The organism is Thiomonas sp. FB-6 (genome assembly GCF_000377645.1).
GTDB lineage: Bacteria > Pseudomonadota > Gammaproteobacteria > Burkholderiales > Burkholderiaceae_C > Thiomonas_A.
On the sequence record NZ_KB898471.1, the window covers coordinates 777,357 to 802,900 of the forward strand.

At 71.0% G+C, this 25,544-nt stretch carries 29 protein-coding genes; 5 read left to right on the top strand and 24 right to left on the bottom strand.

Going from position 1 to position 25,544, the window contains the following annotated elements; all coding sequences use genetic code 11:
- Position 1 precedes the first annotated feature (1 nt).
- Positions 2 to 1,183, top strand: a complete 1,182-nt coding sequence (locus D466_RS0103640; RefSeq protein WP_018912344.1) for a zinc-ribbon and DUF3426 domain-containing protein — start codon at positions 2 to 4, stop codon at positions 1,181 to 1,183.
- A gap of 18 nt (positions 1,184 to 1,201) precedes the next feature.
- Here the strand turns inward: D466_RS0103640 and nagZ are convergent, their stop codons facing one another.
- From nagZ to D466_RS0103745, 21 genes are all read right to left on the bottom strand, one after another.
- Positions 1,202 to 2,266 (bottom strand): beta-N-acetylhexosaminidase, encoded by a 1,065-nt coding sequence (nagZ, locus tag D466_RS0103645; RefSeq protein ID WP_018912345.1) that lies wholly within the window; start codon positions 2,264 to 2,266, stop codon positions 1,202 to 1,204.
- Positions 2,263 to 2,688, bottom strand: a complete 426-nt coding sequence (gene acpS, locus D466_RS0103650) for a holo-ACP synthase (RefSeq protein WP_018912346.1) — start codon at positions 2,686 to 2,688, stop codon at positions 2,263 to 2,265. Before acpS ends, nagZ begins: the two co-directional genes overlap by 4 nt.
- Entirely contained in the window at positions 2,685 to 3,461 is a 777-nt protein-coding gene (locus D466_RS0103655) for a pyridoxine 5'-phosphate synthase (protein ID WP_018912347.1), read from the bottom strand. Before D466_RS0103655 ends, acpS begins: the two co-directional genes overlap by 4 nt.
- Entirely contained in the window at positions 3,458 to 4,267 is an 810-nt protein-coding gene (gene recO, locus D466_RS0103660) for a DNA repair protein RecO (RefSeq protein ID WP_018912348.1), read from the bottom strand. Before recO ends, D466_RS0103655 begins: the two co-directional genes overlap by 4 nt.
- Before the next feature lie 14 nt (positions 4,268 to 4,281).
- The gene (gene era, locus D466_RS0103665) at positions 4,282 to 5,193 is read right to left on the bottom strand and encodes a GTPase Era (RefSeq protein WP_018912349.1); all 912 of its coding nucleotides are present in this window, start codon (positions 5,191 to 5,193) and stop codon (positions 4,282 to 4,284) included.
- Entirely contained in the window at positions 5,190 to 5,897 is a 708-nt protein-coding gene (gene rnc / locus D466_RS0103670; RefSeq protein ID WP_018912350.1) for a ribonuclease III, read from the bottom strand. Before rnc ends, era begins: the two co-directional genes overlap by 4 nt.
- A 16-nt stretch (positions 5,898 to 5,913) precedes the next feature.
- On the bottom strand, positions 5,914 to 6,264 hold the full coding sequence (locus D466_RS0103675; RefSeq protein ID WP_018912351.1) for a DUF4845 domain-containing protein: 351 nt from the start codon (positions 6,262 to 6,264) through the stop codon (positions 5,914 to 5,916).
- A 30-nt stretch (positions 6,265 to 6,294) separates the two neighbouring features.
- Positions 6,295 to 7,215 (bottom strand): signal peptidase I, encoded by a 921-nt coding sequence (gene lepB, locus D466_RS0103680; protein WP_018912352.1) that lies wholly within the window; start codon positions 7,213 to 7,215, stop codon positions 6,295 to 6,297.
- Between the two features lie 38 nt (positions 7,216 to 7,253).
- Positions 7,254 to 9,044: a translation elongation factor 4 gene (lepA, locus tag D466_RS0103685; RefSeq protein WP_018912353.1), complete on the bottom strand. Its 1,791-nt coding sequence runs from the start codon at positions 9,042 to 9,044 to the stop codon at positions 7,254 to 7,256.
- Positions 9,045 to 9,322: 278 nt separating this feature from the next.
- A complete protein-coding gene (locus tag D466_RS0103690) occupies positions 9,323 to 10,804 on the bottom strand; it encodes a Do family serine endopeptidase (RefSeq protein ID WP_018912354.1) in 1,482 nt (493 codons plus the stop codon).
- 189 nt (positions 10,805 to 10,993) lie between these two features.
- On the bottom strand, positions 10,994 to 11,701 hold the full coding sequence (locus D466_RS22635) for a sigma-E factor negative regulatory protein (RefSeq protein WP_018912355.1): 708 nt from the start codon (positions 11,699 to 11,701) through the stop codon (positions 10,994 to 10,996).
- Between the two features lie 51 nt (positions 11,702 to 11,752).
- Positions 11,753 to 12,352, bottom strand: coding sequence for an RNA polymerase sigma factor RpoE (gene rpoE / locus D466_RS0103700; protein ID WP_026284849.1), 600 nt, complete (start codon positions 12,350 to 12,352; stop codon positions 11,753 to 11,755).
- A gap of 166 nt (positions 12,353 to 12,518) precedes the next feature.
- A complete protein-coding gene (locus tag D466_RS0103705; RefSeq protein WP_018912357.1) occupies positions 12,519 to 12,941 on the bottom strand; it encodes a hypothetical protein in 423 nt (140 codons plus the stop codon).
- 22 nt (positions 12,942 to 12,963) lie between these two features.
- Positions 12,964 to 14,202 (bottom strand): beta-ketoacyl-ACP synthase II, encoded by a 1,239-nt coding sequence (fabF, locus tag D466_RS0103710; RefSeq protein ID WP_026284850.1) that lies wholly within the window; start codon positions 14,200 to 14,202, stop codon positions 12,964 to 12,966.
- A 152-nt stretch (positions 14,203 to 14,354) separates the two neighbouring features.
- Entirely contained in the window at positions 14,355 to 14,594 is a 240-nt protein-coding gene (gene acpP, locus D466_RS0103715; protein ID WP_018912359.1) for an acyl carrier protein, read from the bottom strand.
- 74 nt (positions 14,595 to 14,668) lie between these two features.
- Entirely contained in the window at positions 14,669 to 15,418 is a 750-nt protein-coding gene (gene fabG, locus D466_RS0103720) for a 3-oxoacyl-ACP reductase FabG (RefSeq protein ID WP_018912360.1), read from the bottom strand.
- On the bottom strand, positions 15,415 to 16,353 hold the full coding sequence (gene fabD, locus D466_RS0103725; RefSeq protein ID WP_018912361.1) for an ACP S-malonyltransferase: 939 nt from the start codon (positions 16,351 to 16,353) through the stop codon (positions 15,415 to 15,417). Before fabD ends, fabG begins: the two co-directional genes overlap by 4 nt.
- An 86-nt stretch (positions 16,354 to 16,439) precedes the next feature.
- Positions 16,440 to 17,417, bottom strand: a complete 978-nt coding sequence (locus D466_RS0103730) for a beta-ketoacyl-ACP synthase III (RefSeq protein WP_018912362.1) — start codon at positions 17,415 to 17,417, stop codon at positions 16,440 to 16,442.
- Between the two features lie 80 nt (positions 17,418 to 17,497).
- Entirely contained in the window at positions 17,498 to 18,559 is a 1,062-nt protein-coding gene (plsX, locus tag D466_RS0103735; RefSeq protein ID WP_018912363.1) for a phosphate acyltransferase PlsX, read from the bottom strand.
- 115 nt (positions 18,560 to 18,674) lie between these two features.
- On the bottom strand, positions 18,675 to 18,857 hold the full coding sequence (gene rpmF, locus D466_RS0103740; protein ID WP_018912364.1) for a 50S ribosomal protein L32: 183 nt from the start codon (positions 18,855 to 18,857) through the stop codon (positions 18,675 to 18,677).
- Positions 18,858 to 18,939: 82 nt separating this feature from the next.
- Positions 18,940 to 19,503: a DUF177 domain-containing protein gene (locus tag D466_RS0103745; protein WP_018912365.1), complete on the bottom strand. Its 564-nt coding sequence runs from the start codon at positions 19,501 to 19,503 to the stop codon at positions 18,940 to 18,942.
- Between the two features lie 198 nt (positions 19,504 to 19,701).
- On the opposite strand from D466_RS0103745, the gene D466_RS0103750 reads away from it, so the two are divergent.
- Genes D466_RS0103750 through D466_RS0103765 form a run of 4 tightly spaced genes read left to right on the top strand, consistent with a single transcriptional unit; the run spans position 19,702 to position 22,025 of the window.
- Positions 19,702 to 20,178: a YeeE/YedE family protein gene (locus D466_RS0103750; RefSeq protein WP_018912366.1), complete on the top strand. Its 477-nt coding sequence runs from the start codon at positions 19,702 to 19,704 to the stop codon at positions 20,176 to 20,178.
- A gap of 16 nt (positions 20,179 to 20,194) precedes the next feature.
- Positions 20,195 to 20,620 (top strand): DUF6691 family protein, encoded by a 426-nt coding sequence (locus D466_RS0103755; protein ID WP_026284852.1) that lies wholly within the window; start codon positions 20,195 to 20,197, stop codon positions 20,618 to 20,620.
- A complete protein-coding gene (locus D466_RS0103760; protein WP_018912368.1) occupies positions 20,620 to 21,249 on the top strand; it encodes a nucleoside triphosphate pyrophosphatase in 630 nt (209 codons plus the stop codon). Before D466_RS0103755 ends, D466_RS0103760 begins: the two co-directional genes overlap by 1 nt.
- A complete protein-coding gene (locus D466_RS0103765; protein ID WP_018912369.1) occupies positions 21,246 to 22,025 on the top strand; it encodes an SAM-dependent methyltransferase in 780 nt (259 codons plus the stop codon). Before D466_RS0103760 ends, D466_RS0103765 begins: the two co-directional genes overlap by 4 nt.
- Positions 22,026 to 22,065: 40 nt before the next feature.
- Here the strand turns inward: D466_RS0103765 and D466_RS0103770 are convergent, their stop codons facing one another.
- The 3 genes from D466_RS0103770 to D466_RS0103780 form a co-directional block, all read right to left on the bottom strand.
- Positions 22,066 to 23,070, bottom strand: a complete 1,005-nt coding sequence (locus D466_RS0103770) for a S49 family peptidase (RefSeq protein ID WP_018912370.1) — start codon at positions 23,068 to 23,070, stop codon at positions 22,066 to 22,068.
- Between the two features lie 79 nt (positions 23,071 to 23,149).
- Positions 23,150 to 23,818, bottom strand: a complete 669-nt coding sequence (locus tag D466_RS0103775; protein WP_018912371.1) for an HAD family hydrolase — start codon at positions 23,816 to 23,818, stop codon at positions 23,150 to 23,152.
- Positions 23,815 to 24,900, bottom strand: a complete 1,086-nt coding sequence (locus D466_RS0103780; protein ID WP_081629790.1) for an RluA family pseudouridine synthase — start codon at positions 24,898 to 24,900, stop codon at positions 23,815 to 23,817. Before D466_RS0103780 ends, D466_RS0103775 begins: the two co-directional genes overlap by 4 nt.
- Positions 24,901 to 25,544: the final 644 nt, after the last annotated feature.

Here is a 25,544-nt window from a genome sequence, read left to right on the forward strand (position 1 = left end):
GATGCCCCTCGCCACACGCTGCCCGCATTGCGACACCGCCTTCCGGCTGGTTCGCGACCAGCTGCTGCTCAGCGGCGGATGGGTGCGCTGCGGACGCTGCGGCCAGGCCTTCGACGCGGCGTCCGCGCAATTCGAATTCGAGGCGCCCCCGACCGAAGTCCCACCCGAGGTCCAGCCCGAGGCCCCGTTCGAGCCTCCGCCTGAGCCTCCATTCGAGCCTGCGCCCGAGCCTGCGCTGGGGACTCCAGCGCAGCCCGCGGACGACGGCGCCGAACCCGCCTGGGCCGACGAGCCGGCGGCCGAGCCGCCGGGCTCGGTGCTCGAGGGACTGGCCGACAGCGCCTGGCTGCATGCCGAGGAGGTCGACGAGGAGGTCGACGCGGGGGAAGACACCGGCGCCCTGTCTGCAATGCCTCCGGTCGCGGGCGATTCCCCGGCGTCCGCGCTGACCGTGCCGGAGGCGGAGCCTGCGCCGGCGGGCGGCGAGCCGGCGCAACAGGACCTGCCCGACACGGTGCTCACCGATGGTGGCGAAACCGGGGCCCATGAGCACGACGCCGAAGCGCTGGCCGAGGCGCTGCCCGGGCACGCGGCCGACGGGCGCGTGGAGCCCGCCCTCGACCCCGACTTCGAACCCGGCTTCGTGCGCCAGGCCCGGCGCCGCGAGCGCTGGTCGCGCCCGTGGGTGCGCGCCGTGCTGGGTCTGCTGCTGGCCTTGCTGGTGCTGGCCGGCGCCGCGCAGGCGGCCTGGATCTGGAGGGACTCGCTGGCGCAACGCTGGCCGGCGCTGCGCCCGGCGCTGGCCGCCCTGTGCGCGGCGGCGGGCTGCCGCCTGCAGCCGCCGCGGCGCCCGCAGGACCTGGCGCTCGACGCCTCGTCGATGTCTCCGGACGGAGCCTCGGGCCTGCGGCTGGACCTGCGCCTGCACAACCGCGGAGCCTACGCGGTGGCCTATCCCTGGCTGCAGCTCAGCCTGAGCTCGGGTAGCGAGGCCGATGCGCCGCTGGTGCGCAAGGTCATCGCGCCCGAGCAGTACCTGCGCGCGCAGGGACTGGGGCCGCGCGAGCTGCGCTCGCGCCTGGACGCCGGGATCGGCGCGGCGCAGGAGTTGCACATCCGCCTCGGCCTCGCGCTGCGCGAGGGGCGGGCGGCTTCGTACACGGTCTACCTGTTCTACCCCTGAACGCCGGGGCCGGCTGGCTCAGGCCAGCGCCGCCACCTCGTCGAGCGCGGCCACGTAGGCCGCGTCGAGCATCAGATCTTCCCAGCCCAGCGGCACCTGGGTCGCCAGCAGCGCGGCCCGGCGGGCCGCCCCCTGCGCGTCGGCTTGCCAGCGTCCCTGGCCTTCGGCCTCGCGCAGCCCGGCGATGCAGGCATCCAGCGGCGCGCCGCCGTCCAGCGGCGCGAGGTTGCAGGCCAGCGCCATGTCGCAGCCGGCGCCCAGCGCCGCCAACAGTGCCTGCACGGTGTCGCCAGCCGCCTCGCGCGCGCCCTGCATGGTCAGGTCGTCGCTGATGATGGCGCCCTGGAAGCCCAGACGCTCGCGCAGCACCTGCTGCAGCCAGCGCCGGCTGAAACCCGCGGGAAGCGGGTCCACACGGGGGTACACGACATGCGCGGGCATCACGGCGCGCGCGCCGTGGCGCAGCCAGCCGTAGGGGGCGGCGTCGGCCTCGACGATGCGCGACAGCGCTCGCCGGTCCACCGGCAGCGCCACGTGCGAATCGGCCTCGGCCCACCCATGCCCGGGAAAATGCTTCAGGCAGTGCGACAGCCCCACCGCCTGCAGGCCGGCGATGAGTGCCTGCGCGAGCAGGGCCACGACCCGCGCATCCGAATGCAGCGCGCGCTCGCCGATGACCTGCGAACGGCCCCAGTCGAGGTCGACCACCGGGGTGAAACTCATGTCGATGCCGCAGGCCCGCAGTTCCGCGCCCAGCACGCGCCCGACCGCGCCCGCCGCCTGCACGGCACGCATGGGATCGCGCATCCACAGGCGCCCCAGCGAGGCCATCGGCGGCAGCACGGTGAAGCCGTCGCTGCGAAAGCGCTGCACGCGCCCGCCTTCGTGGTCCACGGCGATGACCAGGTCGGCGCGCGCCGCCTTGATCTGCGCGTTCAGCGCCACCAGCTGCCGGCGCGACTCCCAGTTGCGGGCGAACAGGATCACGCCGCCGACCAGCGGGTCGCGCAGGCGCTTGCGCTCGAGCGGCGTGAGTTCGAGCCCGGCGACGTCGATGAACAGCGGAGCGTGGGGCAGGGTCATGCGGATCGGTCCGGCGGGGTGGGAAGAATCTCGGCGACGACGAAGGCCACCGCGGTGTCGGTCTCGTCGCTGATGCTGACGTGCAGCGCGAGCGCGCGCTGCGCGCACCAGTCGGCCAGCGCGCCGTGCAGCGTGACCCGCGGGCGCCCGCCCGGGGCGTTGAGAATCTCGCAGGCCTGCCAGCTCATCGGCATGTGCAGGCCCAGCCCCAGCGCCTTGGACAGGGCTTCCTTGGCCGCGAATCGCGTGCCCAGGTAGGCGATGCCGCGCGCTGCCGAGCGTGCATGGCGCGCCGCGAACACGGACTGCTCGGCCGGCCCCAGGATGCGCAGCGCGAAGCGCTCGCCGTGGCGCGACCAGGCCTGCGCGATGCGCCGCAGGTCGCACACGTCGGTGCCGACGCCGTACAGGCCGGCATTCATCCGGCCGGCCGCGCCGCCGCGCTTTCGATGCAGGCCTTGAAATCGCGCACCGACTGCTCGATGCCGACGAACAGCGCGTGCCCGACCAGCGCATGCCCGATGTGCAGCTCGCGCACCTCCGGCATGGCCGCCAGCACCGGGGTGCTGCGCAGCGTCAGGCCGTGGCCGGCGTGGGTCTGCAGTCCGGCGGCGCGGGCGCGCGCGATGCCTTCGCGGATGCGCGCCAGCTGGCGCTGTGCCGTGGCCTGGTCGCCGGCCTCGACGGCGTCCGCGTAGGCCCCCGTGTGCAGTTCGATGCAGGGCGCGCCGCTTTGCACGGCGGCGTCGATCTGCGCCGGATCGGCCTCGATGAACAGCGATACCCGGCAATCGATGGCGGCCAGGCGCGCGCAGGCCTCGCGCACGCGCGGCAATTGCCCCAGCACGTCCAGGCCACCCTCGGTGGTGAGCTCCTGGCGCCGCTCGGGCACCAGGCAGGCCATGCGCGGACGCGCCCGCTCGATCAGCTCCAGCATCTCGCCGGTCAGCGCGGATTCGAAGTTCAGCGGCGCGCGCACCTGCTCGCGCAGGCGCGAGACGTCCTCGTCGCGGATGTGCCGGCGGTCCTCGCGCAGATGGAAGGTGATGATGTCGGCACCGCCGCGCAGCGCATGCAGCGCGGCCTCCACCGGGTCCGGGTGGGCGCCGCCGCGGGCATTGCGCAAGGTGGCGACGTGGTCGATATTGACCCCCAGCAGGGGGCCGCGGGGAGCCGGGTCGACGAGGGGATTCATAGTTGGTGCAGGTCGATCAGCAGCTGGCGCGTGCGCAGCGGCTGGGTTCCCAGATGATAGCCAAGCAGCTCGCGCATCAGCGCCTTGGCGCCGCGCAGGGCCCCGGGCTGCTCCCAGCGCGCATCGGCGATGGCCAGCAGCTGCTCGCCGCGCATCGCCGTCGACGCATCCTCGCCGGAGTGCTCGAGCACCCCACGCTGAGGATCGACCACGTACGACCCCTGCGCGCGCACGGGCTCGCCGCTGGTGCTGAGCAGGTGCAGCTCGGGCAGGTGGCCGAGTTCGCGCAGCAGTTCCATCTCGAATCCGCGCAGCAACGGCTCGACCTGACGGCGCGTGGCGTACAGAGGCCCGCGCGGCGTGGCCGCGCCCGATGCACCGCCCTCGCCTTCGCCCAGGCGCTTGAGGGCTTCCAGATAGGCATCGAACAGCGCCTCGTGCGGGTCCTCCCGCGGCAGCAGGCGCATGAGCAGCTCGTTGAAATAGAAGCCGCACATCAGCGGCAGGCCCGCCAGCGGCGCCACGCCGCCGCTCCATTCGGCGCGCGTGAGGGTGCGCACCTCCCCCTGCCCGCTCCACGAGGCGGCGAAAGGCGCGAAACCCAGCAGCACCGTGCGCAGCTGGGAATGCGGGCGCTTGGCCCCCTTGGCCACCAGCGGCAGGCGGCCGTGATGCCGGCTGAACACGTCCAGGATCAGGCTGGTCTCGCGCCAGGGGTGCGCGTGCAGCACGAAGGCCGGCTCGTCGTGCGCGCGCTCGATGCGCCGGGAGGGCCGCGTCCGCTTGCGGGGCTCGCTTCGTTCCACCGCGGCCTACGCGTTCACTCTTCGTAGCCGTAGGCGCGCACCGCGGCCTGGTCGTCGGCCCAGCCGGAGCGCGTCTTGACCCACACTTCGAGGAACACCGGCGCGTCGAACAGCTTTTCCATGTCCTGCCGGGCCTCGGTGGACAGGCGGCGCACGAGGGCGCCCCCGCCGCCGATGACCATGGCCTTGTGGCTGTCGCGCTCCACCACGATGCTGGCGGCGATGCGCCGCAGCCTGCCGTCGAGCTGGAAGCGGTCGATCACCACGGTGCTGCTGTAGGGCAGTTCGTCGCCGGTGAGCCGGAACAGCTTCTCACGCAGGATCTCGGCCGCCAGGAAGCGCTCGCCCCGGTCGGTGAGCGCATCGGGGTCGAAGCCCCAGGGGCCCTCGGGCAGGTGGCGCGCCAGGATGCCCAGCAGGCGCTCGGCGTCGGCGTGGCGCCGCGCCGACAGGGGGACGATCTCGGTCAGGCGCGCGTCCTTGCCGCGCTCGGCCAGCCACGGCAGCAGTTTCTCGCGGCCGCGGATGCGGTCGAGCTTGTTGGCCACCAGGACCACCGGCCGCCCCTTGGGCAGCAGTTGTCCGACGAGTTCATCCTCCGGCCCCCAGGTCCCGGCCTCCACCACCCAGAGCACGATGTCGACGTCGGCCAGCGCGCCGCGCACGGTGCGGTTGAGCGCGCGGTTCAGCGCGCGCGTGTGGCGCAGCTGGAATCCGGGGGTGTCGACGAAGGCGAACTGCGCCGCGCCCTCGGTGCGCACCCCCAGCAGCCGGTGGCGCGTGGTCTGCGCCTTGTCCGAGGTGATGCTGATCTTCTGGCCCACGAGGGCGTTGAGCAGCGTGGACTTGCCCACGTTGGGGCGCCCGACGATGGCGATGGCGCCGAAGCGCTGCTGCGCCTGCGGCTCGGTGGGAGGCTGGGTCATGGCTTGGCGGCGGGCTGGGGCCGCGAGGGCGTGGCGCCGCCTCGCAGCTGCTCGATCATGGATTGCGCGGCTTCCTGCTCGCCGGCGCGCCGGCTGGGCCCCTCGCCGCTGCTGTGCAGGCCGAGCTCGGCGACTTCGCATTGCACGACGAAATGCTGGGCATGCGGCGGCCCGCTGGTCTGCAGCACGCGATAGGCGGGCAGTTGCATCTTGCGCCCCTGCAGCATCTCCTGCAAGGTGGTCTTGGCGTCCTTGGCACTGGCCCGCAGGTCCAGCTCGCTCAGGCGCTCGCCGTACAGGCGGCGCACCAGCGCGGCCGCGGCGTCGATGCCGCCGTCGAGATAGACGGCGCCGATCAGCGCCTCCAGCGCGTCGGCGAGGATGGAATGGCGGCTCCGGCCCCCGCTGCGCTGCTCGCCTTCGCCCAGCAGCAGCATGTCGCCCAGGCCGGCCTCGCGCGCCAGATCGGCCAGCGTGGCCTCGCGCACCAACGCGGCGCGCCAGTACGACAGGTGCCCCTCATCGGCCTCGCCGTCGGCGTACAGCAGCGAGGCGACGAGCAGGTTCAACGCGGCGTCGCCCAGGAACTCCAGGCGCTCGTTGTTGTCCGAGCCGTGGCTGCGGTGGGTCAGCGCCTGGCGCAGCAGCGCGCAATCGCGAAAACGGTACTGCAGGCGCGCCTGCAGTTGATCCAGGGCGTTCACCGCCTCGGGCGCTCCGTCAACGCGACTTCCCGGCAAACTTGAGCAGCAGGTAGGCCGGGCCGACCAGGTGGATCTCCTTCTGGTAGGCGTAGGAGACGACCACGTTGCCGTTGACCTTGGTGATCTGCAGGTCCTTGCCGTTGATGGAACTGATGTAGTCCACCTCGGCCATCTTGTCGAACTTGGTGCGGATGTCCCCGACCGTGGGCCCGGCCTTCGCGGCCTGGTCCACCGCATGCTGGATGGACACCGATTCCTGCCAGTCCGGCACCACCTGCAGGCCGAGCACGACCAGGATGGCGAGCACGGCCCCCCAGAACAGCAGGCCGATCAGCGTGATGCCGCGTTGACGTTGCGCGTGGCTCATACCGCAAACCCCATCGATGCTGTCAGCAGGTCAATGAATCGGCCCGATGTTCTTCAGGCCGCCGAAGTTCATCCAGACGAAGAAGGCCTTGCCGGCGATGTTGCGTGCCGGCACGAATCCCCAGTAGCGGGAATCCAGTGAATTATCGCGGTTATCGCCCATCACGAAATACATTCCTGCGGGAACCTTGCAGACGAAACCTTGCGAATCATAATGACAAGCGTCGCGATGGGGAAAATTATCCGGTCCGCCGATCACGTAGGGCGGCTGCTGCGGGTTGATCAGGATGCGGTGCTCAGCCCCGTCCAGATTCTCGCGGTATTGCTGGTAATAGGCCATGGTCGAGGGGTCGAACCACTGGCCGTCGGACTGCTCGGAAACGGGCTTGCCGTCGATCACCAGTTGCTTGTTCTCGTAGGACACCGTGTCGCCCGGCAGGCCGACGATGCGCTTGATGTAGTCGATGGACGGATCCTTGGGCAGGCGGAACACGATGACGTCGCCGCGCCGCGGGGCGCGTCCCGGCGTCAGGCGTTCGTGCCCCAGCGGCAGGCGCAGCCCGTAGAGGAACTTGTTCACCAGGATCAGGTCGCCCGGCACCAGCGTGGGCTCCATGGACCCGGACGGGATCTTGAAGGGCTCGGCCACGAAGGAGCGCAGCACGAACACGAAGGCGATCACCGGAAACAGACCCGCCGTCCACTCCAGCCACCAGGGTTGGCGCAGCAGGCGCGCGCGGGTGGCCTGGATGTTCTCGTCGCTCAGCGAGTCGTCGGGCGTGATGCCCTGCGCGCGCAGCTCGTCGCGGCGCCGGCGCAGCGCCGAGCTCGCGGCCTCGGCGGCGTCGACGCGCTGACGCGCGAAGCGCAGGCGCTCGGCGACCCAGAACAGGCCGGTGAGCACCAGCAGCACGAACAACAGGAGGGTGAAATTGACGGCCGGTTCTTCCATGGAACGGAGGGGTCTTGGGCTGGAGCGTGGGCCGGGGATCAGTCCTCGACCCTGAGAATGGCCAGGAAGGCTTCCTGGGGCACCTCGACGGTACCGATCTGCTTCATGCGCTTCTTGCCGGCCTTCTGCTTCTCGAGCAGCTTGCGCTTGCGGGAGATGTCGCCCCCATAGCACTTGGCCAGCACGTTCTTGCGCATCGCCTTGATTGTCTCACGCGCGATGATGTTGGCCCCGATGGCGGCCTGGATGGCGACGTCGAACATCTGGCGCGGGATCAGCTCGCGCATCTTGGCCGCCACCTCGCGCCCGCGGTACTGGCTTTGGGAACGGTGCACGATCAGCGACAGCGCGTCGACCCGCTCGGCATTGATCAGCATGTCCACCTTCACCACGTCCGCGGCACGGTATTCGAGGAAGCTGTAGTCCATCGACGCGTAGCCGCGCGAGATCGACTTGAGCTTGTCGAAGAAGTCCAGCACGATCTCGGCCAGGGGCATTTCGTAGACCAGTTGCACCTGCCGGCCCATGTAGGACATGTTGACCTGCACGCCGCGCTTGGCATTGCACAGGGTCATGACCGCGCCCACGTATTCCTGCGGCATGAACAGCTTGACCGTGACCACGGGCTCGAGGATGGTGTCGATGCGCCCGACCTCGGGCATTTTCGACGGGTTGTCCACGGTGACCGTGCTGCCGTCGCGCAGGCGCACCTGGTACACCACCGACGGCGCGGTGGTGATCAGGTCCATGTCGTACTCGCGCTCCAGACGCTCCTGCACGATGTCCATGTGCAGCAGGCCGAGGAAGCCGCAGCGGAAGCCGAAGCCCAGCGCCGAGGACACCTCGGGCTCGAAACGCAGCGCGGCGTCGTTGAGCTGCAGCTTTTGCAGCGCGTCGCGCAGCGCCTCGTACTGGTTGGCCTCCACCGGGTACAGGCCGGCGAACACCTGCGGCTGCACCTCCTTGAAGCCCGGCAGCGCCTGGGCCGCGGGACGCGAGGCCACCGTCAGCGTGTCGCCCACGCGCGCGCCCTTGAGTTCCTTGATGCCGGCGATGACGAAACCCACCTCGCCGGCGCCGAGCTGCTCGCGCGCCAGGGACTTGGGAGTGAACACGCCGAGCTGCTCGCAGCCGTACTGCGCGCCGGTGGCCATGAGCTGGATGCGGTCGCGCACGCGCAGCACGCCGTCGAACACGCGCACCAGCATCACCACGCCCACGTAGCTGTCGTACCAGGAGTCGATGATCAGGGCCTTGAGCGGCGCCTCCGGGTCGCCCTTGGGCGGCGGCACACGGGCGATCACGGCTTCGAGGATCTCGTCGATGCCCATGCCGGTCTTGGCGCTGGCCAGCAGCGCCTCGGAGGCGTCGAGGCCGATCACGTCCTCGATTTCCTGGCGCGCCCCCTCCGGATCGGCCTGCGGCAGGTCCATCTTGTTGAGCACCGGCACCACCTCGACGCCCAGCTCGATGGCGGTGTAGCAGTTGGCCACCGTCTGCGCTTCCACGCCCTGGCTGGCGTCGACCACCAGCAGCGCGCCCTCGCAGGCCGACAGCGAGCGGCTGACCTCGTAGCTGAAATCGACGTGCCCGGGGGTGTCGATGAGGTTGAGCTGGTAGGTGTGCCCGTCGCGCGCGCGGTAGCTCAGCGCGGCGGTCTGGGCCTTGATGGTGATGCCGCGCTCGCGCTCCAGGTCCATCGAGTCGAGCACCTGGCTTTCCATCTCCCGGTCGGACAAGCCTCCGCAACGCTGGATCAGGCGGTCGGCCAGCGTGGACTTGCCGTGGTCGATGTGGGCAATGATGGAAAAGTTGCGAATCCGTTGCATGCGCGGGCGAAAGCGTGAAACCCGCCCCAGGGGATCGTGGCGGCGGGACAAAAAAAAGGCGCGGCCATTCGCGTCGCGCCTACCAACAAAATCGTTTGGCAACTGCTTGTTGGGCCTTCATTTTAAGCCCGCCGCGGGACCCGGCCAGCGGCGCGCACCCGGCCCGCCCCGCCTTCGCGGGGAAAACATTGCGAACTCGCGAGCGCGAGCGCAATTGAAGCCAATGTATACGGAATATCCTAGAACAAAATTCTCATGTTATGAACTTCCTTCGAATTTCATTCCGAAACCTTGCGCGGATGCACCAGCACGTAGGTGGCGGACTCGCCACGGCGCACCAGCAGCGCCGCGGCCTTGTCCTGGGGCAGGCGCGCGGCCCGGGACGAGAAATCGGCCGCCGTGCGCAGGCCCGCGTCGTTCAGCGCCTCCAGCACGTCGCCGACGCGCAAGCCGGCGGCCGAGCCGTAGGCATCGACGCTTTCCACCAGCACGCCGCCGCGCAGTCCCAGCTGCGCGAGCTGCTCCTGGTTGAGGTCGACCACGCCGACTCCCAGCGGACTGAGCGCGGCCGCCGAGGGCTTGCCGGGCGCGGGCACGGGGGCCTTGTCGCTCCACGACCCCACGGTGACCTGCAGGCTCTCGGCGCGGCCCAGGCGGAACACCTGCAGCGCCACGTGCGTGCCGGGATGGATCGCGCCGACCAGGCGCGGCAGGTCGCTGGCGCGCTGGACCTCGTGGCCGTCGATCGCGGTGATGATGTCGCCGGGGCGCACACCGGCGGCGTCGGCCGCGCCGCCCTTCTGCACTGCGCTGACCAGCGCGCCGCGCGCGCTGCCCAGCCCCAGCGCCTGCGCGAGCTGGCTGCTCACCCCGTCGATGACCACGCCGATCTTGCCCCGCACCACGTGGCCGCCGGCCTTGAGCTGGGTGGCCACCGCGATGGCCTGGTCGATCGGCACCGCGAAGGAGATGCCCATGAAGCCGCCCGTGCGGCTGTAGATCTGGGAGTTCATGCCGACCACGCGGCCCTGCATGTCGATCAGCGGCCCGCCCGAGTTGCCGGGGTTGACCGCCACGTCGGTCTGGATCAGCGGCGTGTAGTCTCCGGTATCGCGCGCCTTGGCGCTGACGATGCCGGCGGTGACGGTGTTGTCCAGGCCGAAGGGTGAACCGATGGCCACGACCCATTCGCCGACCTGCAGACGCGCGGAATCGCCGATGCGCACGGCCGGCAGCCCGGCTGCGTCGATTTTCAGCAGCGCCACGTCGGTACGGGCGTCGGCGCCGACCAGGCGCGCGGTGAACTCGCGGTGATCGGTCAGGGTCACGACGATGCGCTCGGCCCCGTCGACCACATGGGCGTTGGTCAGCACGTAGCCGTTGGCCGCGAGGATGAAGCCCGAGCCCACGCCCACCGGGCGCTCCTCGTCGGGAGCCTGGGCCGAAGCGCCGTTGCCCCCCTGGGGCAGCGGAATGCCGAAGAATCGGCGCAGGAATTCGCGGGTCTGCTCGTCCTGGCGCGCGCTCTGGTCGGGCGCGCGCGTGTAGGTGCGGATGTTCACCACCGAGGGGCCGACCCGGCGCACCAGGCGCGTGAAGTCGGGCAGACCCGCGACCAGCGGGCCCGCAGGGGCCGGAGCCGTGGAGCCGAAGCCCGCGGCGGAGGCCTGGGGGGCCGGCCCCGCGGCCAGCGCCGCGGCCCCTGGCATGCCGATGCACGCGGCCAGCAGGAAGGGCAGGCATGCGCGGCCTGGTTGCATGACGCGACGTGCAAGGGACCTTGCAGGATTCACGAGTCCATCTCCGGCGGATTGGGGGGCGCTGCGAGCGCTGGCAGGCTCGCAGCCCGTTCGATGCCGCCGAGCCGGGCCGGCCTCGGCAGCCAGGGGCGAGCATAGCGTGCCCGCGTGCACGGCTGCACGGCGCTACAGGCAAGCGCGCCTGGCGGCTCAGGGCATGGCGCGCACCCGGGAGGAAACGCGCGGCTGCGCGGGCGGTACGCAGATCGCTTGCGTGCGCAGCGCAAGCCGCCCGTTCAGCGCGATGCTGGTTCCGCGCAGGCCGACACGCAGCGCACTGATGCCGGCGCCCGAAGCCCCGATGCCGGAATCCCATGCCGCGCCTTGCGCGATGGAGGGCTGCGCGGAATCGGGCTCGCTCCACGGAGCGCTGCGCTGCGGCAGCAGCACGCCCAGCAGGGTCACGGTGGCCAGGCCGGCCAGCGCGACGCCCAGTGCGCCGGCCCACGGCGTGGCGCGCCACCACGGCGGGGCAGCGACGCCGCGCATCGCAGCGGGCGCGAACTGCACCGGCTCGTCGCGCAGGCGCTCGCCGAAGCGCCGGAGGAAAGCCGCTTCGTCGAACGCGGCGTGGAGCTCGGCCGAGCGCAGCCAGTCGCCCAGTTGGTGGTAGCGCAGCCAGGCCGCGCGGGCCTCGGGCTCGCGCGACAGTTCTGCCCAGGGCTCGCCGAGCGCGTCGGGCGGCGCCTCGCCATCCATCAGCGCCGAGACCTGCTCGCGCAGGCGCAATGCGTCGCGGCTGTCGGTGCGACTGCGGGTGCGGCTGTGGGTGCGGCTGTCGTCGTGGTGACCCCCGCCGCTCGCGGCGCCACCTGCACCGCGGCCGGGCCGGCTCCCGGCGGCCGAATCGTCGTCCATGTGCTGACCTTTCCCCCCCTTTGCGAAACTTCTGCCGCCTGCCGTGGCCGCCTACCAGCGCTCGTCCGTGCGTGTGCCCAGCAAGGGGCGCAGCCGGCGGGCGATGGATTCGCGCGCCCGGAAGATGCGCGAGCGCACGGTACCCACCGGGCAGCCCAGCATGTGCGAAATTTCCTCGTAGCTCAGGCCCTCGATCTCGCGCAGCATGATCGCGCTGCGCAATTCCTCGGGCAATTCCTCCATGGCAGCGTTCACGGCGTTGACCAGCTCGCGGCTGGCCATCACCGCTTCGGGCGTGTCCATGCTGCTTAGTTGCTCCTGCCTCGAAAAAGTTTCGTCCTGCTCCGGATTTTGGGAATTTTCCGGAAAAACGGGACTGCGCGCGCAAGTAAGAGCGCTGCGCTTGGCCGTATTCACCGCGATGCGGTACAGCCAGGTGTAGAACTGGCTGTCGCCGCGGAAGTTTCCGATGGCACGGTAGGCTCGCAGGAAGGTCTCCTGCGCGATGTCTTCCGCGCTGGCGGGATCGGCGACGAAACGCGAGATCAGGCGAAAGATACGCCGCTGGTACTTGGCCACGAGCAAGGCGAAGGCTTGCTGGTCGCCATTCTGGACACGTTGGACCAGGGCCTGATCGGATCGGTCTTGCACGAGGGCTGTGGGGAGGGGCGAAGCCGGCCGCGGGTGGCGAAAGCCAGCGGAACAGGCAGCGGAACAGGCAGCGGGACAGGCAGCGGCATGGCAGCTCCCCCGGACCCCGTCCGGGAACCCGGCGGCGACTCCAGCATGCCAATCCGGTATTACAACGCCGGCCGCGTTAAAGAGCCAGGCGTGTGCGCAATTCCCGCCAGATAGCGGGTGCAATGTCCGAGGGCACGGGCAGCACCTCGCGCCCACGGTCGCTGAGGCCGAGCACCAGCAGCAGGCCCGGCAGGCTGAGCGCGCGCACCTGGGCCAGCTTGCGCTGGCGGCGCTCCTGTTGCAGCTGCCAGCCCTGCGCGCCGTGGCTGAGCGTGAAGCTGCGGATCTTCCAGTAGGGAACCTGCGCGGTCAGCACCATCAGGAACACGCCCAGCGATAGTCCGGCCATGAGCTGGAAGTCCCCCGCGTCGCCGGCCTCCCACCAGCGCCAGGCGTTCCAGGCGCCGGCCAGCGCGACCGCGAGATCGAAGCCGATCAGCAGCGCGTGCCAGCGGCTGAAGCGCTCGACCCGCACGTGCAAGGGAGGGGCGGGCTGCATCGCTGGCGGGCCGCGGCGGAACTCAGACGCGGCGGAACACCAGCGAACCGTTGGTGCCGCCGAAGCCGAAGTTGTTCTTCAGCGCGTACTCGATGGGCATGTCGCGCGCGGTATTGGCGCAATAGTCCAGGTCGCACTCGGGGTCCGGGGTCTGCAGGTTGATGGTGGGCGGCGCGACCTGGTGGTGCAGCGCCAGCACCGTGAACAGGCTTTCCACGCCGCCGGCTCCGCCCAGCAGATGGCCGGTCATGGACTTGGTGGAGCTGACGACCAGGTCCTTCGCATGCGTGCCGAAGGCGGCCTTGATGGCATCGCTCTCGTTCTTGTCGCCCAGCGGCGTCGAGGTGCCGTGGGCGTTGAGGTACTGCACGCGCTCGGGCGCCACGCCGGCGTTGGCCAGCGCCGCCTGCATGCACTTGCGCGGGCCGTCGACGTTGGGCGCGGTCACGTGGAAGGCGTCGGCGCTCATGCCGAAGCCCACGAGTTCGGCGTAGATGCGCGCGCCGCGGCGCGTCGCCAGTTCCCAGTCCTCCAGCACCATGACGCCGCCGCCCTCGCCCAGCACGAAGCCGTCGCGGTCCTTGTCCCAGGGCCGGCTGGCGGCGGCCGGATCGTCGTTGCGCGTGGACAGCGCGCGCGCCGAGGCGAAGCCGCCGATGCCCAGCGGACACACCGTGGCCTCGGCGCCGCCGGCAACCATGGCGTCGGCATCGCCGCTCTCGATCAGGCGCGCGGCCAGGCCGATCGCGTGCAGGCCCGAGGTGCAGGCCGTGACCACCGACAGGTTCGGGCCGGTGAAGCCGTACTGGATCGACAGGTGCCCGGAGATCATGTTGATGATCGACGAAGGCACGAAAAACGGGGAGATGCGGCGCGCGCCGCGATCGATGAAGTCCTGGTGGGTCTGCTCGATCATCGGCAGACCGCCGATGCCCGAGCCGATCACCACGCCGACACGGCCCGGATCGATCCCGGCGGCGGATTCGACGCCGCTGTCGCGCACCGCCTGCATCGAGGCGGCCAGGCCGTAGTGGATGAAGGTGTCCATGTGGCGCGCCTCCTTCACCGGGATGTACTGCCCGATGTCGAAATCGCGCACCTCGCCGGCGAAACGCGCGGCGAAGGTCGAGGCGTCGAACTTGGTGATCGGGCCGATCCCGGACTTGCCGGCGATCAGGTTCTCCCAGGCCGTCTGCACCGTGTTACCCACGGGAGAGACGATTCCGAGACCGGTGATGGCGATGCGACGGCGCAGAGTCATGGCAAGCAACCAGGTGATACGGGAAATCCAGCGGAACTATAAGGGAAAACAAGGGGACCGCGACGCACGAAGTCGTCACGTCGCGGTGGCCGGGCCCCACGGGCGACCGGCATGCCCCGCCATGCCCGCCGGCGAAACGCCGGCGCGGGGCTTCAGCCCTTGTGGTGCTGCTTGGCGTAGTCGACCGCCAGTTGCACGGTGGTGATCTTCTCGGCGTCCTCGTCGGGGATCTCGATTCCGAACTCGTCCTCCAGCGCCATCACCAGCTCGACGGTGTCCAGCGAGTCGGCGCCGAGATCATTGACGAAGGACTTCTCGTTCGTGACCTGGTCCTCGGCCACGCCGAGCTGCTCGGCAATGATTTTCTTGACGCGTTGTTCGATATCACTCATGTAAATCTCCAGAAAAAAGGCTTTCGAATTCTATCCACCCGGGAAGCGCTCGCCACCGGGAAATCAGCACATGCTCAACACATGTACATGCCGCCGTTGACGTGCAGCTCGCAGCCAGTCACGTAGGAAGCCTGCGGACTCACCAGGAAGCCTACCGCATGCGCGATGTCCTGCGGCTGCCCCAGGCGTCCCAGGGGAATTCGCCCCAGCAGCGCCTTCGTGGTCTGCTCGTCCAGCGCGCGGGTCATGTCGGTGTCGATGAAACCGGGGGCCACGCAGTTGACGGTGATGTTGCGGCTGCCCAGTTCCTGCGCCAGCGCCCGCGTCATGCCGGCCACGCCGGCCTTGGCGGCGGCGTAGTTGGCCTGGCCGGGGTTTCCGCTGGCACCCACCACCGAGGTGATGTTGACGATGCGCCCGCTGCGCTGCTTCATCATCGGACGGATCACGGCGCGGCACAAGCGGAAAACCGAGCTCAGGTTGGTGTCGATCACCGCCGCCCAGTCCTCGTCGCGCATGCGCAGCGCCAGCGTGTCGCGGGTGATGCCGGCGTTGTTGACCAGCACCTGCAGGCCGCCGCGCTGCTTCACGATGCGGTCGACCAGCGCCTCGGCGGCCGCGCCGTCGTTGACGTCGAGCACCACGCCCTCGCCGCCGCTGCCCAGAGCTTCCTGGATGCGCGCCGCGCCGGCTTCGCTGGTGGCGGTGCCCACCACCCAGGCCCCCATGTGCTGCAGCTGCGCGGCGATGGCCTGGCCGATGCCGCGGGTAGCTCCGGTGACCAGCGCGGTCTGCCCGGCCAGCGGCGCTTCGGATGCGTTCATTGCAAGCTCCCCTTGATGGTGTGCGCGCTGTCGAGATCGACCAGCGCGTGGCTGAGCAGGACGGGATCGATGCGCCGGGTAAGCCCGGCGAGCACCTTGCCCGGCCCGCATTCGACGATGTCCGCGCAGCCGGCGTCGCGCAGCGCCTGCACGCACTCGACCCAGCGAACGGCGCCGGCGGCCTGCGCCGCCAGCGTGGCGCGGATGCCCGCCGCATCGGCATGCCGGGCCACGTCCACGTTGTGAATGACCGGCACGCGCGGAGCCTGCACCGGTACTTTCTCCAGGTATTCGGCCAGGCGCGCCGCTGCGGGCGCCAGCAGGCTGCTGTGGAAGGGCGCCGACACCGGCAGCGGCAGCGCGCGCTTGGCGCCGCGCTCCTTGAGCATCGCGCAGGCGCGCTCGACGGCCGCCTTGGTGCCGGCGATCACCACCTGCCCGGGGGCGTTGAAATTCACCGCCTCGACCGCCTCGCCGGCCGCCGCGGCCGCCTGCGCGCAGGTCTCGCGCACCGCGGCGTCGTCCAGGCCGAGCACCGCGGCCATGCCGCCTGCCCCCACGGGAACGGCTTCCTGCATGGCCTGGGCGCGAAAACGCACCAGGGGCAGCGCGTCGGTGAACTCGATCGCCCCGGCGGCCACCAGCGCGGTGTACTCGCCCAGGCTGTGGCCGGCCATCACGGCGGGCATCGGGCCGCCCTCGGCCAGCCACAGGCGCCACAGCGCGATGCCCGCGGCCAGCATCGCCGGCTGGGTGTTGGCCGTCAGATTCAGTTCCTCGGCCGGGCCCTGGCGCATCAGCGCGCCCAGGTCCTGGCCCAGCGCCGCGGAGGCTTCGCGCAGGGTCTCGCGCACCGCCGGGTGATCGGCCACGGCATCGAGCATGCCCACCGATTGCGAACCCTGGCCGGGAAACACGAAGGCGAACGGTTTCATCTAGAGGTTTCCTCCCCATCAAGGTCCCGGCGTCGCCGGGGCGTGCGGCGCCCGCGCGGTGCGCGGTGCCCGCACGCGGGTTGTCGTCAGAACTCGAGCAGCGCGGCGCCCCAGGTCAGTCCGCCGCCCACGGCTTCGAGCAACAGGGTCTGGCCGCGGCGCACCTGCCCGGCGCGCACGGCCGTGTCCAGCGCCAGCGGAATCGACGCCGCCGAGGTATTGCCGTGCCAGGCCACCGTCTGCACCACGCGCTCGGCGGCAATGCCGAGCTTTTTCGCGGTGTGCAGCATGATGCGGATGTTGGCCTGGTGCGGCACCATCCAGTCCACGTCCGCGGCCGTGCGCCCCGCCTTGTCCAGCACTTCGCGGGCCACGCCCTCGAGCACGTGCACGGCCTGCTTGAACACGGCCTGGCCGTCCATGTGCAGGAAGGGCCGGCCGCTGACCTTGCCGCCCTCGATGCGCCCGGGCGTGCACAGGATCGAAGCCTGGCGGCCGTCGCCGTGCAGGGCGCTGGACAGCACCCCGCCGCGCTCGCCCGGCCCCAGGACCACCGCGCCGGCTCCGTCGCCGAACAGCACGCAGGTCGCGCGGTCGCTGAAATCCAGGATCTGCGAGAACACCTCGGTGCCGATGACCAGCGCATGGCGCACGCTGCCGGAGCGCACGAACTGGTCGGCCACGCTGAGGGCGTAGATGAAGCCCGCGCACACCGCCTGCACGTCGAACACGGCGCCGCCCGGGCAACCCAGGCGGCCCTGGATCAGGGCCGCGTTGGACGGGAAGATCATGTCCGGCGTGGATGTGGCCACGATGATCAGGTCGATGTCCTGCGCCTGCAGCCCGGCGTCCTGCAGGGCGCGCCGGGCCGCGTGCTCGCCCAGATCGACGCTGCCCACGCCCGGCCCGGCGAAATGCCGCTGGCGGATTCCGGTGCGCTCGACGATCCAGGCGTCGCTGGTCTCGATGCCATCGCGCGCCAGGCGCGCGGCGAGATCGTCGTTGCTGACCGTCTCCGGCGGCAGGTAGCTGCCGGTGCCGAGAATGCGGGAATGGATCGACATGGAAATCGCGGTCCGGTTGAGGGATACGAGGGAATCGGAACGAGGCGTCGCGCCGGCTCGCTCAGCCCGGCGCCCGGGGGTCAGCTCATGTCCGCCGGGCCCGCGTTGGCCGCCGCCGTCGCGCCACGGTGCAGTTCGGCCAGGATGCGCTCGATCTCCTGCACCACCCCCCCCTGCGCGGCTTCGTAGGCACGCTCCAGCGCATGGGCGAAACTGACCGCGTCGGCCGATCCGTGGCTCTTGAACACCAGGCCACGCAGGCCCAGCAGCGCCGCGCCGTTGTAGCGCCGCGGATCCACGCGGCCGCGAAAGCGATGCAGCAGCGGCAGCACCGCCAGCGCCAGCAGGCGCGTGCCCAGGTTGCGCGTGAATTCCTGGCGCATCATGCCCATCAGCATGCGCGCCACGCCCTCGGTGGCCTTCAGCGCCACGTTGCCGACGAATCCGTCGCAGACCACGATGTCCACGCCGCCCTTGAAGATGTCGTCGCCCTCGACGTTGCCGAGGAAGTTCAGACGGCCTTCGGCGTGCGCCTGGCGCAGCAGTTCGCCGGCGCGCTTGATCATCTCGCTGCCCTTGATCACTTCCTCGCCCACGTTGAGCAGGCCGACCCGGGGATTCGGGTGCCCGCCGGCCGCGACGAAGGCCGTGCCCATGACGGCGAACTGCAGCAGATGCTCGGCCTCGCAATCGACGTTGGCGCCCAGGTCGAGCACCAGGGTGGACGCGCCTGCCGCGTTGGGAAGGTAGGTGGCGATGGCCGGGCGTTCGATGCCGGGAAGGGTCTTCAGCACGTAGCGCGCCACGGCCATCAGCGCGCCGGTGTTGCCGGCGGACACGCAGGCCTGCGCGGTGCCGTCCTTCACCAGTTCGATGGCGCGGCGCATCGACGAATCCTTCTTGCGACGCAGGGCGACCTCGACCGGGTCGTCCATCGTGATCACCTCGGAGGCCGCGACCACGCTGGCCCGTTCGTGCCCGAACAGCCCGTGCTTGCGCAAGCCTTCCTGCATGGCCTCGGGCTGGCCGACCAGCAGCACCCGCACCTGCGGGTGGCGATCCAGCAGCGCGCGGCAGGCAGGCAGGGTCTCGCCGGGACCATGGTCCCCGCCCATCACGTCAACGGCCAGGCAGGCGTTCATGAGCTTGCGCTCCCCGCCGGGGCATGCACGCCCTCGGGGCGTCCAGCCTCGCACGGCGCCGGCAGCCGCTCATGCGCCATGCGCGCCACGCAGCGGCGCGCCCGCGAACGACGCTTCACTCTTCGGTTTTGGTCTTCAGGACCTTGCGCCCGCGGTAGAAACCGCTCGGGCTGATGTGGTGGCGCAGGTGGACCTCGCCGGTGGTCGGCTCGAGAGCCACCGGCGGCTGGTCCAGATGCTGGTGCGAGCGATGCATGCCGCGCTTGGACGGCGACTTCTTGTTTTGCTGAACGGCCATGGCCAAACCCCTGGGGAAAAATCGCGTGATTGTACACCGCGCCGCCTGCCTGCCCCGTCATGGGCTCAGGCATCGACCCGGATCAGTTGGGCTTGCGCAGCCCCGCCAGCACCGCGAACGGCGACACCGGCACATCCTTCTCCGCCTGCACCTCCCCTGCCTGCACGGGCAGCGCCTGCGGGCAGCTTTCGTGCATCGGCACCAGCGGCAAGGCCAGGATCAGCTGGTCCTCGACCAGCTCGACCAGGTCCACCGGGTGGCGGGCGCAGAAAGCCTCCTCGTCGGACTCCAGCTCCTCGGCACCGAGTTGCGGCTCCTGGTCGACCAGGAGCAACACGACGGTATCGTCGACATGATGCCAGGAAGTCTGCAGGCAGCGCTGGCACAGCATCGGCAAGTCGCCCTCGACCCGCAGGCGCACCAGCTGCTGCGCCTGGCCCGAGGCGTCGTCGCGCACCCAGCCCTGCAGTTCCCAGCGCACCCGCATCTCCGCCAGGGCGGCCGCCTCGGCGTGCAGCGAGGCGCCCAGGCGAGCCAAGGCGGCTACCGCCACGCTACCCCGCAACTCGCGCCCGCGTTGCGCGAAATCCTTCAGGTTCAGGCGCCGCGGCAGTTCCGCGTCGGACGGCGGTACCGGCGTATTCATGCAAGAGAGTGTATCCCGGCATGGCGGATGCGCGCACAAAGATACCCGGGCGAGTACGATGAAAGCCTCGCCGCCGGCGCGGGCGCCTCGCCCGGGCCCGCCGGCCGCGCCCCGGCTTGCCGGAGCGCGGCCTACACTCGCGGGTTGCGTCAGGATCGCGCGTCGGCATTCCCGTCTTTCGAAGCATCGAGCATCGCCATGCAGACCTTGGCACAACTCTTTCCAACCGGCTGGGTTCATTTCCTGGGCGGCGGCGTGGTCATCGGACTCGGCGTGAGCCTGTTGTTCGCACTCACCGGATTCATCGGCGGCGTCAGCACGGCTTACAGCGCCGTATGGTCCTGGTTCAGCAAATGGCCACATTTCCAGAGCCCCCGCCTGGTGGGAACCAGGAACTGGCGCATGTTCTATGGCGCCGGAATGATCCTGGGCGGCCTCGCCTACCTGCTGACCGGCATGCACGGGCATCCCTTCGTGACCGCCGTGCCACGCTGGCAACTGGCGCTGGGCGGCGTGTTCGCCGGCTTCGGCGCGCGCATGGGCGGGGGCTGCACCTCGGGCCACGGCATCTGCGGGCTGGGCTCGCTGCAGTGGCAGTCGCTGGTGGCGGTGTGCGTATTCCTGGCCACCGCCATCCTCACCGCGCACGGGGTGCGCGCGGCGGGCGGATTCTGAACCCGGGAGCGCGATCATGAAACATGTACGCACCGCCCCGGTGATGGTGTCGGCGCTGCTCGCCGGAGTGCTGTTCGGCTTCGGGCTGGCCTGGTCGACGATGGTCCGCCCCGAGGCGATCCTGAGTTTCCTGCTGCTGCACGACATGGGGCTGCTGCTGGTCATGGGCGGCGCCGCGGGCACCGTGATGCTGGCGTATCGCCTGTTGCCGCGGTGGTTCGCGCAGCCGCTGTTCGGCCTCGGCTGGGCCAGGCATCCCTCGCCCTTCAACCGGCGCATCGTCGCCGGCGCCGCGCTGTTCGGCGTGGGCTGGGGCCTCAGCGGAGTCTGTCCCGGGCCGGCGCTGGCCGGGCTGGGCGTGGGCAACTGGCCCCTGTTGTGGGTGGTCGGCGGGATCCTGCTGGGCGCCTGGATCGAAGGCCGCTTTTTCGAGAAGGACTGATGCAGTCGAATCCCTCCAAGCCGCAAGCGCGGGCCGCCCGGCCGCCGCTGATCCTGGCATCCACCTCGGCCTACCGGCGCGAACTGCTGCAACGCCTGCGCCAGCCCTTCGCCGTGCAGGCGCCCGGCGTCGACGAGGCGCGCCGTCCCGGCGAGGCGCCGCGCGAACTGGCGCTGCGCCTGGCCCGTGAGAAGGCGCTGGCCGTGGCCTCGGCGGCGGGGCCCGCCTGGGTGATCGGCTCCGACCAGGTGTGTGCCTGCGACGGGGAGATCCTGGGCAAGCCCGGGGGTTTCGACGCCGCGCTGCGCCAGCTGCAGCACCTGCGCGGGCGCGAGGCCGTGTTCCACACCGCGGTGGCGCTGGTGGATCCGCAAGGAAGCGTGCAGACGCGCGAGGTGCCGACGACCGTGCGCACGCGCGTGCTGGACGACGCGCGCCTGCGCACCTACCTTCTGGCCGAGCAGCCCTACGACTGCGCCGGCAGCGCCAAATCCGAGGGTCTGGGCATCGCCCTGCTGCAAAGCGTGCGCAGCGAGGACCCGACCGCGCTGGTCGGCCTGCCGTTGATCGCGCTGTGCGACATGCTGGCGCAGGCGGGCTTCGATCTGCTGGCGGACGGCCAGGCATGAATCCGCCCGACGCGCGCGCCGCGGCGGCCCTGTCGCGCGGGCGCCTGCTGCTGGTGCCCACGCCGCTGGCCGACGTGAGCGCCACGCCGCTGCAGCAGGTGCTTCCGCTGGGTACGCTGCAAGCCGCGGCGCAACTGCAGTACTGGATGGTCGAGAACGCGAAGACCGCGCGCGCCTTCCTGGGCGCGGTGCATGCGGTCTGCCCGCTGCGTCTGCCCTTGCAGCAGCAGCAATTCGCCGTGCTGCCCAAGCACCAGGACCTGGACGCCGCCGCGGCGCGTGCCTTGCTGGCCCCCGCCTTGCAGGGGCACGACATGGGCCTGGTGTCGGAGGCCGGCGCCCCCTGCGTGGCCGACCCGGGCGCGGCGGTGGTCGCGCAGGCCCACGAGCTCGGCCTGCAGGTGCTGCCCCTGGTCGGCCCGAGCAGCCTGTTGCTGGCCCTGATGGCCGCAGGGCTGGACGGCCAGTGCTTCGCCTTCCACGGCTACCTGCCGGTGGCCGACGAGGCACGGCGCAAGGCGCTGCTGGCGCTGGAGCGCGACAGCGCGCAACGCCGGCAGACCCAGATGTTCATCGAGACCCCCTACCGCAACGCCGCGCTGCTGCATGCGCTGGCCCATGGGCTGCGCCCCGACACGCGCGTGAGCGTGGCCTGCGAGCTCACCGCGCCGCAGGGCTTCGTGCGCACCCGCAGCGCCGCGCAATGGCGTGACGAGCTGCATCTGCTGCCGGCGCGCGCGCCGGCCCTGTTCTCGCTGCTCGCGGCGCGGCCCTGAGGCCCTCGGGCCCTCGGGCCCGGCGCCGGCGGCGCCCCGCTCAGCGCAGGGACCAGTCCGCCGGCAGCGCCTCACGCGCCGCGCCCATGCCGATGGCCGCGCCGAAGCGCTGGGCCAGCCGGTCCACCACGTTCTCGTGCCGCGTGTAATCCACCAGGCGGGGCTCGTGCACGACATCGCGCGCCACGCTGCGCGTGTCGCCGTAGCCGTCGGCCAGGCCTTGGCCCAGCGCCGCCTCTCCGGTCCACACCAGGCCGGAGAAGGTCTGGTCGTCGATCTTCAGGCGCGCGCCACGCCCCTTCTTCACCGCGGCGATGAACTGCTGGTGGATCTGCTCGAGCATGGCCAGCGCGTACTGCTTCTGCTGCGGGCTCATCGGGCTGAAGGGATCCATGAAGCCCTTGTTCGAGCCGGCCGTCAGCAGGCGTCGCGTGATGCCCAGCTTGCCCATCAGCCCGGAGAAATCGAAGCCGTTCATCAGCACCCCGATCGAGCCCACGAGGCTGGCCGGGTTCACGTAGATGCGGTCGGCCGCCACCGCCACGTAGTAGGCGGCCGAGGCGCAGGCCTCGTCGCACACGGCGTAGACCGGGATGTCCTTGTGCAGCGCGCGCAGGCGCCAGATCTCGGCGTTGATGCGGCTGGCCTGCACCGGCGAGCCGCCGGGGCTGTTGATGCGCAGGATCACCGCGCGGGTCTGCGGGGAGGCGAAGGCGTCGCGCAGCGACGCGTCGATGTTGTCGGCGCTGGCGTTGCTGGTGGAGGACATCTCGCCCTGCAGGTCGACCACGGCGACATGCGGCCCGGCCGTCGTCCCGGTAGCGCTGCCGCCGCCGCCGCGCCAGGCCGCCGCCACGCCCGCAACCACCAGCGCGAGCAAGCACAGGCGGAAGAACACCTTCCAGCGCCGCGAGCGACGGCGCTCGGCGACGATGTCCATGACCAGGCGCTCGAGCACGCTGCGCTCCCAGGCACCGGGCTGCGAGGAGCCTGGGTTGCGCGACGACGCCGCGCCGAGAGTGGGTTCGTTGTCGTTCGGATTCATGCTTCGGGCAGGGTGGGCGCCGCGGATGGCGCAGCGGGGGCCTGCCCCAGCATAGCAAGTCCGGGCCGCCGCCGAAGCCTCAGGGATTCGGCGGGGAAGCGCCCAGCAGGATGTCGCGCAGTTCGGGCACCGAAGCGGCCACGGCCAGGGGCTGAAGTCGCCGCAATTCCTCGGCACCGTGCGCGCCGTAGCTGACTCCGACAGCCCGAACCCCGGCGTTGCACGCCATTTGCAGGTCGTGGGTGGTGTCGCCGACCATCAGCGTGCCCGCGGCGCCGCCGACGAGTTCGTCCAGCAGTTCCAGCAGCATGCGAGGATGTGGCTTGGACTGAGTCTGGTCGGCGGTACGCGTGGCGTCGAACAGCCCGCGCAGCCCGCTTTGCTCCAGCGCCAGCTCCAGCCCGGCGCGCGACTTGCCGGTGGCCACCGCCAGGCGCATGCCCTGCTCGCGCAGCTCCCGCAGCAGCGGCGCCACGCCCTCGAACAGCACGAGTTCGTCGGCATGCGCGAAATAGTGGCGGCGGTAGGCGCGCGCGACACGCTCGTAATCGGCGGGATCCAGGCTGGGGGCGACGCGCTGCAGGGCGTCGACCAGCCCCAGCCCGATGACGTGGGTGGCCTGGGCCGACTCCGGCTCGGGCACGCCGACCTCGCGGCAGGCCGCCTGGATGGCGCGGCTGATCGCCGCCGTGGAGTCCATCAGCGTGCCGTCCCAGTCGAACACGACGAGGTCCCAGTCGCGCTTCATGGCGGGGAAAGCTCCCTGCGCTTGTGGCGCGTGCCGGCGGCGTCGCCCGGCTGCCCGCGCCCCGGCTCTCCCGCGCCCTGCCCGGGGGCGGCGCAGACCCGCGCCAGGCGCTCCAGCCACTGCGCGTCGGCGGCCGGCCAGCCGGCCTGCAGCACCAGTTCGCGCCCGTCGGCCGGATGCTGCACCGCAAGACGCGCGGCGTGCAGGAACATGCGCGGAGTGCGCCCGAGCCCGGCCGGAAGCTCGCCCTGCGCCAGCGCGCGGTTCAGGCTTTCCAGGCCGTATTTCTCGTCGCCCGCCACCGGATGGCCCAGGCTGTGCAGGTGCACGCGGATCTGGTGCGTGCGCCCGGTGTGGATGCGCGCCTCCACCAGGGTCAGCCCGGCCACGCCGGTGCTTCTCGCCCACTGCGCGTCCGGCCAGGCGAAGCGTTGCAGGGGCCGGAACTGGCTGCGGGCTTCCTGGCCCTGGCCGGCGTCCACCACGCGCACGCGGCGTTCCCCGCTGGGCGTGAGGTAGCGGTGCAGCGGCTTGGCCACGGTGAGCGCGTCACCGTTCCAGAGCCCGGCCACCAGCGCAAGGTAGCGTTTGTCGGCTTCGCGCCGGCGCAGGCTGGCGTGCAGCGCGGTCAGCGCGCCGCGCTTGCGCGCCAGCAGCAGCACGCCGGAGGTGTCGCGGTCCAACCGGTGCACCAGCTCCAGGAAGCGGTCGCCGCGCGCGCTGCGCAGCGACTCGATGAGCCCCCAGCTCAGCCCGGACCCCCCATGCACGGCGATGCCGGCCGGCTTGTCCACGGCCAGCAGCCAGTCGTCCTCGAACAACACGTCGTAGCTGCGCGCGGGCGCCGCCGCCGGGGCCGGATCCACGAACACGGGAGGAACGCGCACGCGGTCGTCGAACTCGAGCTTGCGCGAAGCCTCGGCGCGCGAGCCGTTGACCCGCACCTCGCCCGAACGCACGATGCGATAGATGTGGCTGCGCGGCACGCCCTTGAGCCGGCGCGCGAGGAAATTGTCCAGGCGCTGACCCGCCCCCGACTCGTCGACGGCGATCACATTGGCGGCTGCTGGACTGGAGTGCATATAATGAAATTGCGTAGCGCGCGTCGTATGTCTTCCACCGACACGCCGGCTACGCGGGGAATGTAGTCGCGCACGAGGCGATGGCCTGTGCGCGCCGCCGCTCGACGGCCCGCCCTGGCGGGCATTCCGCAGCGCATGAAGCGGCTTCGGCAGCCGCCGCGCGCCTTCGCAGGCGCGGGCAGCCGGGGAGCGCTGCGCGCAGCGGGATCGCCGCCCGGGATCGCTCCGACACCCGGATGCGACGCACGGGCTGCATTGTAGTGGTCGTTGCGCCACGCGATGCGGTGGCGCGACCTGCCTTCCCCGCGGCCTGGCGGATACCTCGCGCAAAGCCCGAGTTGCGAATCGACAGAATGCCCCGCCGACCCGGCCCAGCCGTGGTCCCTGACAAGAAGATCCAGTCACGTGCCGTACTTTCCCCGCCGCCCAGCACCGATTCCCGCCCGCCGCAAGCGCCCCGCCGCGCGCCGGGTGGAGTTGTCGGCCGCGCCGCGCGCGCCGGCACCTGACTGATCCCTGTCCTGCGAGTCGCGCCGGGATGAGCCGGCGCCGCGTGGCCTCTGCCGTTTCCGATTCGAGCCTGCTGTGCACGTCGGGTCCTTCGTGACCCTGTTGCCATCAAGCACCCCGCCCCGAACGGCGGG

What these genes read in the sequence shown, in the direction of transcription:
- D466_RS0103640 (WP_018912344.1), top strand. Translation starts at nt 2, where the DNA reads ATGCCCCTCGCCACACGCTGCCCGCATTGCGACACCGCCTTCCGGCTG.
- nagZ (WP_018912345.1), bottom strand. Translation starts at nt 2,266, where the DNA reads ATGACCCTGCCCCACGCTCCGCTGTTCATCGACGTCGCCGGGCTCGAA.
- acpS (WP_018912346.1), bottom strand. Translation starts at nt 2,688, where the DNA reads ATGAATGCCGGCCTGTACGGCGTCGGCACCGACGTGTGCGACCTGCGG.
- D466_RS0103655 (WP_018912347.1), bottom strand. Translation starts at nt 3,461, where the DNA reads ATGAATCCCCTCGTCGACCCGGCTCCCCGCGGCCCCCTGCTGGGGGTC.
- era (WP_018912349.1), bottom strand. Translation starts at nt 5,193, where the DNA reads ATGACCCAGCCTCCCACCGAGCCGCAGGCGCAGCAGCGCTTCGGCGCC.
- D466_RS0103675 (WP_018912351.1), bottom strand. Translation starts at nt 6,264, where the DNA reads ATGAGCCACGCGCAACGTCAACGCGGCATCACGCTGATCGGCCTGCTG.
- lepB (WP_018912352.1), bottom strand. Translation starts at nt 7,215, where the DNA reads ATGGAAGAACCGGCCGTCAATTTCACCCTCCTGTTGTTCGTGCTGCTG.
- lepA (WP_018912353.1), bottom strand. Translation starts at nt 9,044, where the DNA reads ATGCAACGGATTCGCAACTTTTCCATCATTGCCCACATCGACCACGGC.
- D466_RS0103690 (WP_018912354.1), bottom strand. Translation starts at nt 10,804, where the DNA reads ATGCAACCAGGCCGCGCATGCCTGCCCTTCCTGCTGGCCGCGTGCATC.
- D466_RS22635 (WP_018912355.1), bottom strand. Translation starts at nt 11,701, where the DNA reads ATGGACGACGATTCGGCCGCCGGGAGCCGGCCCGGCCGCGGTGCAGGT.
- D466_RS0103705 (WP_018912357.1), bottom strand. Translation starts at nt 12,941, where the DNA reads ATGCAGCCCGCCCCTCCCTTGCACGTGCGGGTCGAGCGCTTCAGCCGC.
- fabF (WP_026284850.1), bottom strand. Translation starts at nt 14,202, where the DNA reads ATGACTCTGCGCCGTCGCATCGCCATCACCGGTCTCGGAATCGTCTCT.
- acpP (WP_018912359.1), bottom strand. Translation starts at nt 14,594, where the DNA reads ATGAGTGATATCGAACAACGCGTCAAGAAAATCATTGCCGAGCAGCTC.
- fabG (WP_018912360.1), bottom strand. Translation starts at nt 15,418, where the DNA reads ATGAACGCATCCGAAGCGCCGCTGGCCGGGCAGACCGCGCTGGTCACC.
- fabD (WP_018912361.1), bottom strand. Translation starts at nt 16,353, where the DNA reads ATGAAACCGTTCGCCTTCGTGTTTCCCGGCCAGGGTTCGCAATCGGTG.
- D466_RS0103730 (WP_018912362.1), bottom strand. Translation starts at nt 17,417, where the DNA reads ATGTCGATCCATTCCCGCATTCTCGGCACCGGCAGCTACCTGCCGCCG.
- plsX (WP_018912363.1), bottom strand. Translation starts at nt 18,559, where the DNA reads ATGAACGCCTGCCTGGCCGTTGACGTGATGGGCGGGGACCATGGTCCC.
- rpmF (WP_018912364.1), bottom strand. Translation starts at nt 18,857, where the DNA reads ATGGCCGTTCAGCAAAACAAGAAGTCGCCGTCCAAGCGCGGCATGCAT.
- D466_RS0103745 (WP_018912365.1), bottom strand. Translation starts at nt 19,503, where the DNA reads ATGAATACGCCGGTACCGCCGTCCGACGCGGAACTGCCGCGGCGCCTG.
- D466_RS0103750 (WP_018912366.1), top strand. Translation starts at nt 19,702, where the DNA reads ATGCAGACCTTGGCACAACTCTTTCCAACCGGCTGGGTTCATTTCCTG.
- D466_RS0103755 (WP_026284852.1), top strand. Translation starts at nt 20,195, where the DNA reads ATGAAACATGTACGCACCGCCCCGGTGATGGTGTCGGCGCTGCTCGCC.
- D466_RS0103760 (WP_018912368.1), top strand. Translation starts at nt 20,620, where the DNA reads ATGCAGTCGAATCCCTCCAAGCCGCAAGCGCGGGCCGCCCGGCCGCCG.
- D466_RS0103765 (WP_018912369.1), top strand. Translation starts at nt 21,246, where the DNA reads ATGAATCCGCCCGACGCGCGCGCCGCGGCGGCCCTGTCGCGCGGGCGC.
- D466_RS0103770 (WP_018912370.1), bottom strand. Translation starts at nt 23,070, where the DNA reads ATGAATCCGAACGACAACGAACCCACTCTCGGCGCGGCGTCGTCGCGC.
- D466_RS0103775 (WP_018912371.1), bottom strand. Translation starts at nt 23,818, where the DNA reads ATGAAGCGCGACTGGGACCTCGTCGTGTTCGACTGGGACGGCACGCTG.
- D466_RS0103780 (WP_081629790.1), bottom strand. Translation starts at nt 24,900, where the DNA reads ATGCACTCCAGTCCAGCAGCCGCCAATGTGATCGCCGTCGACGAGTCG.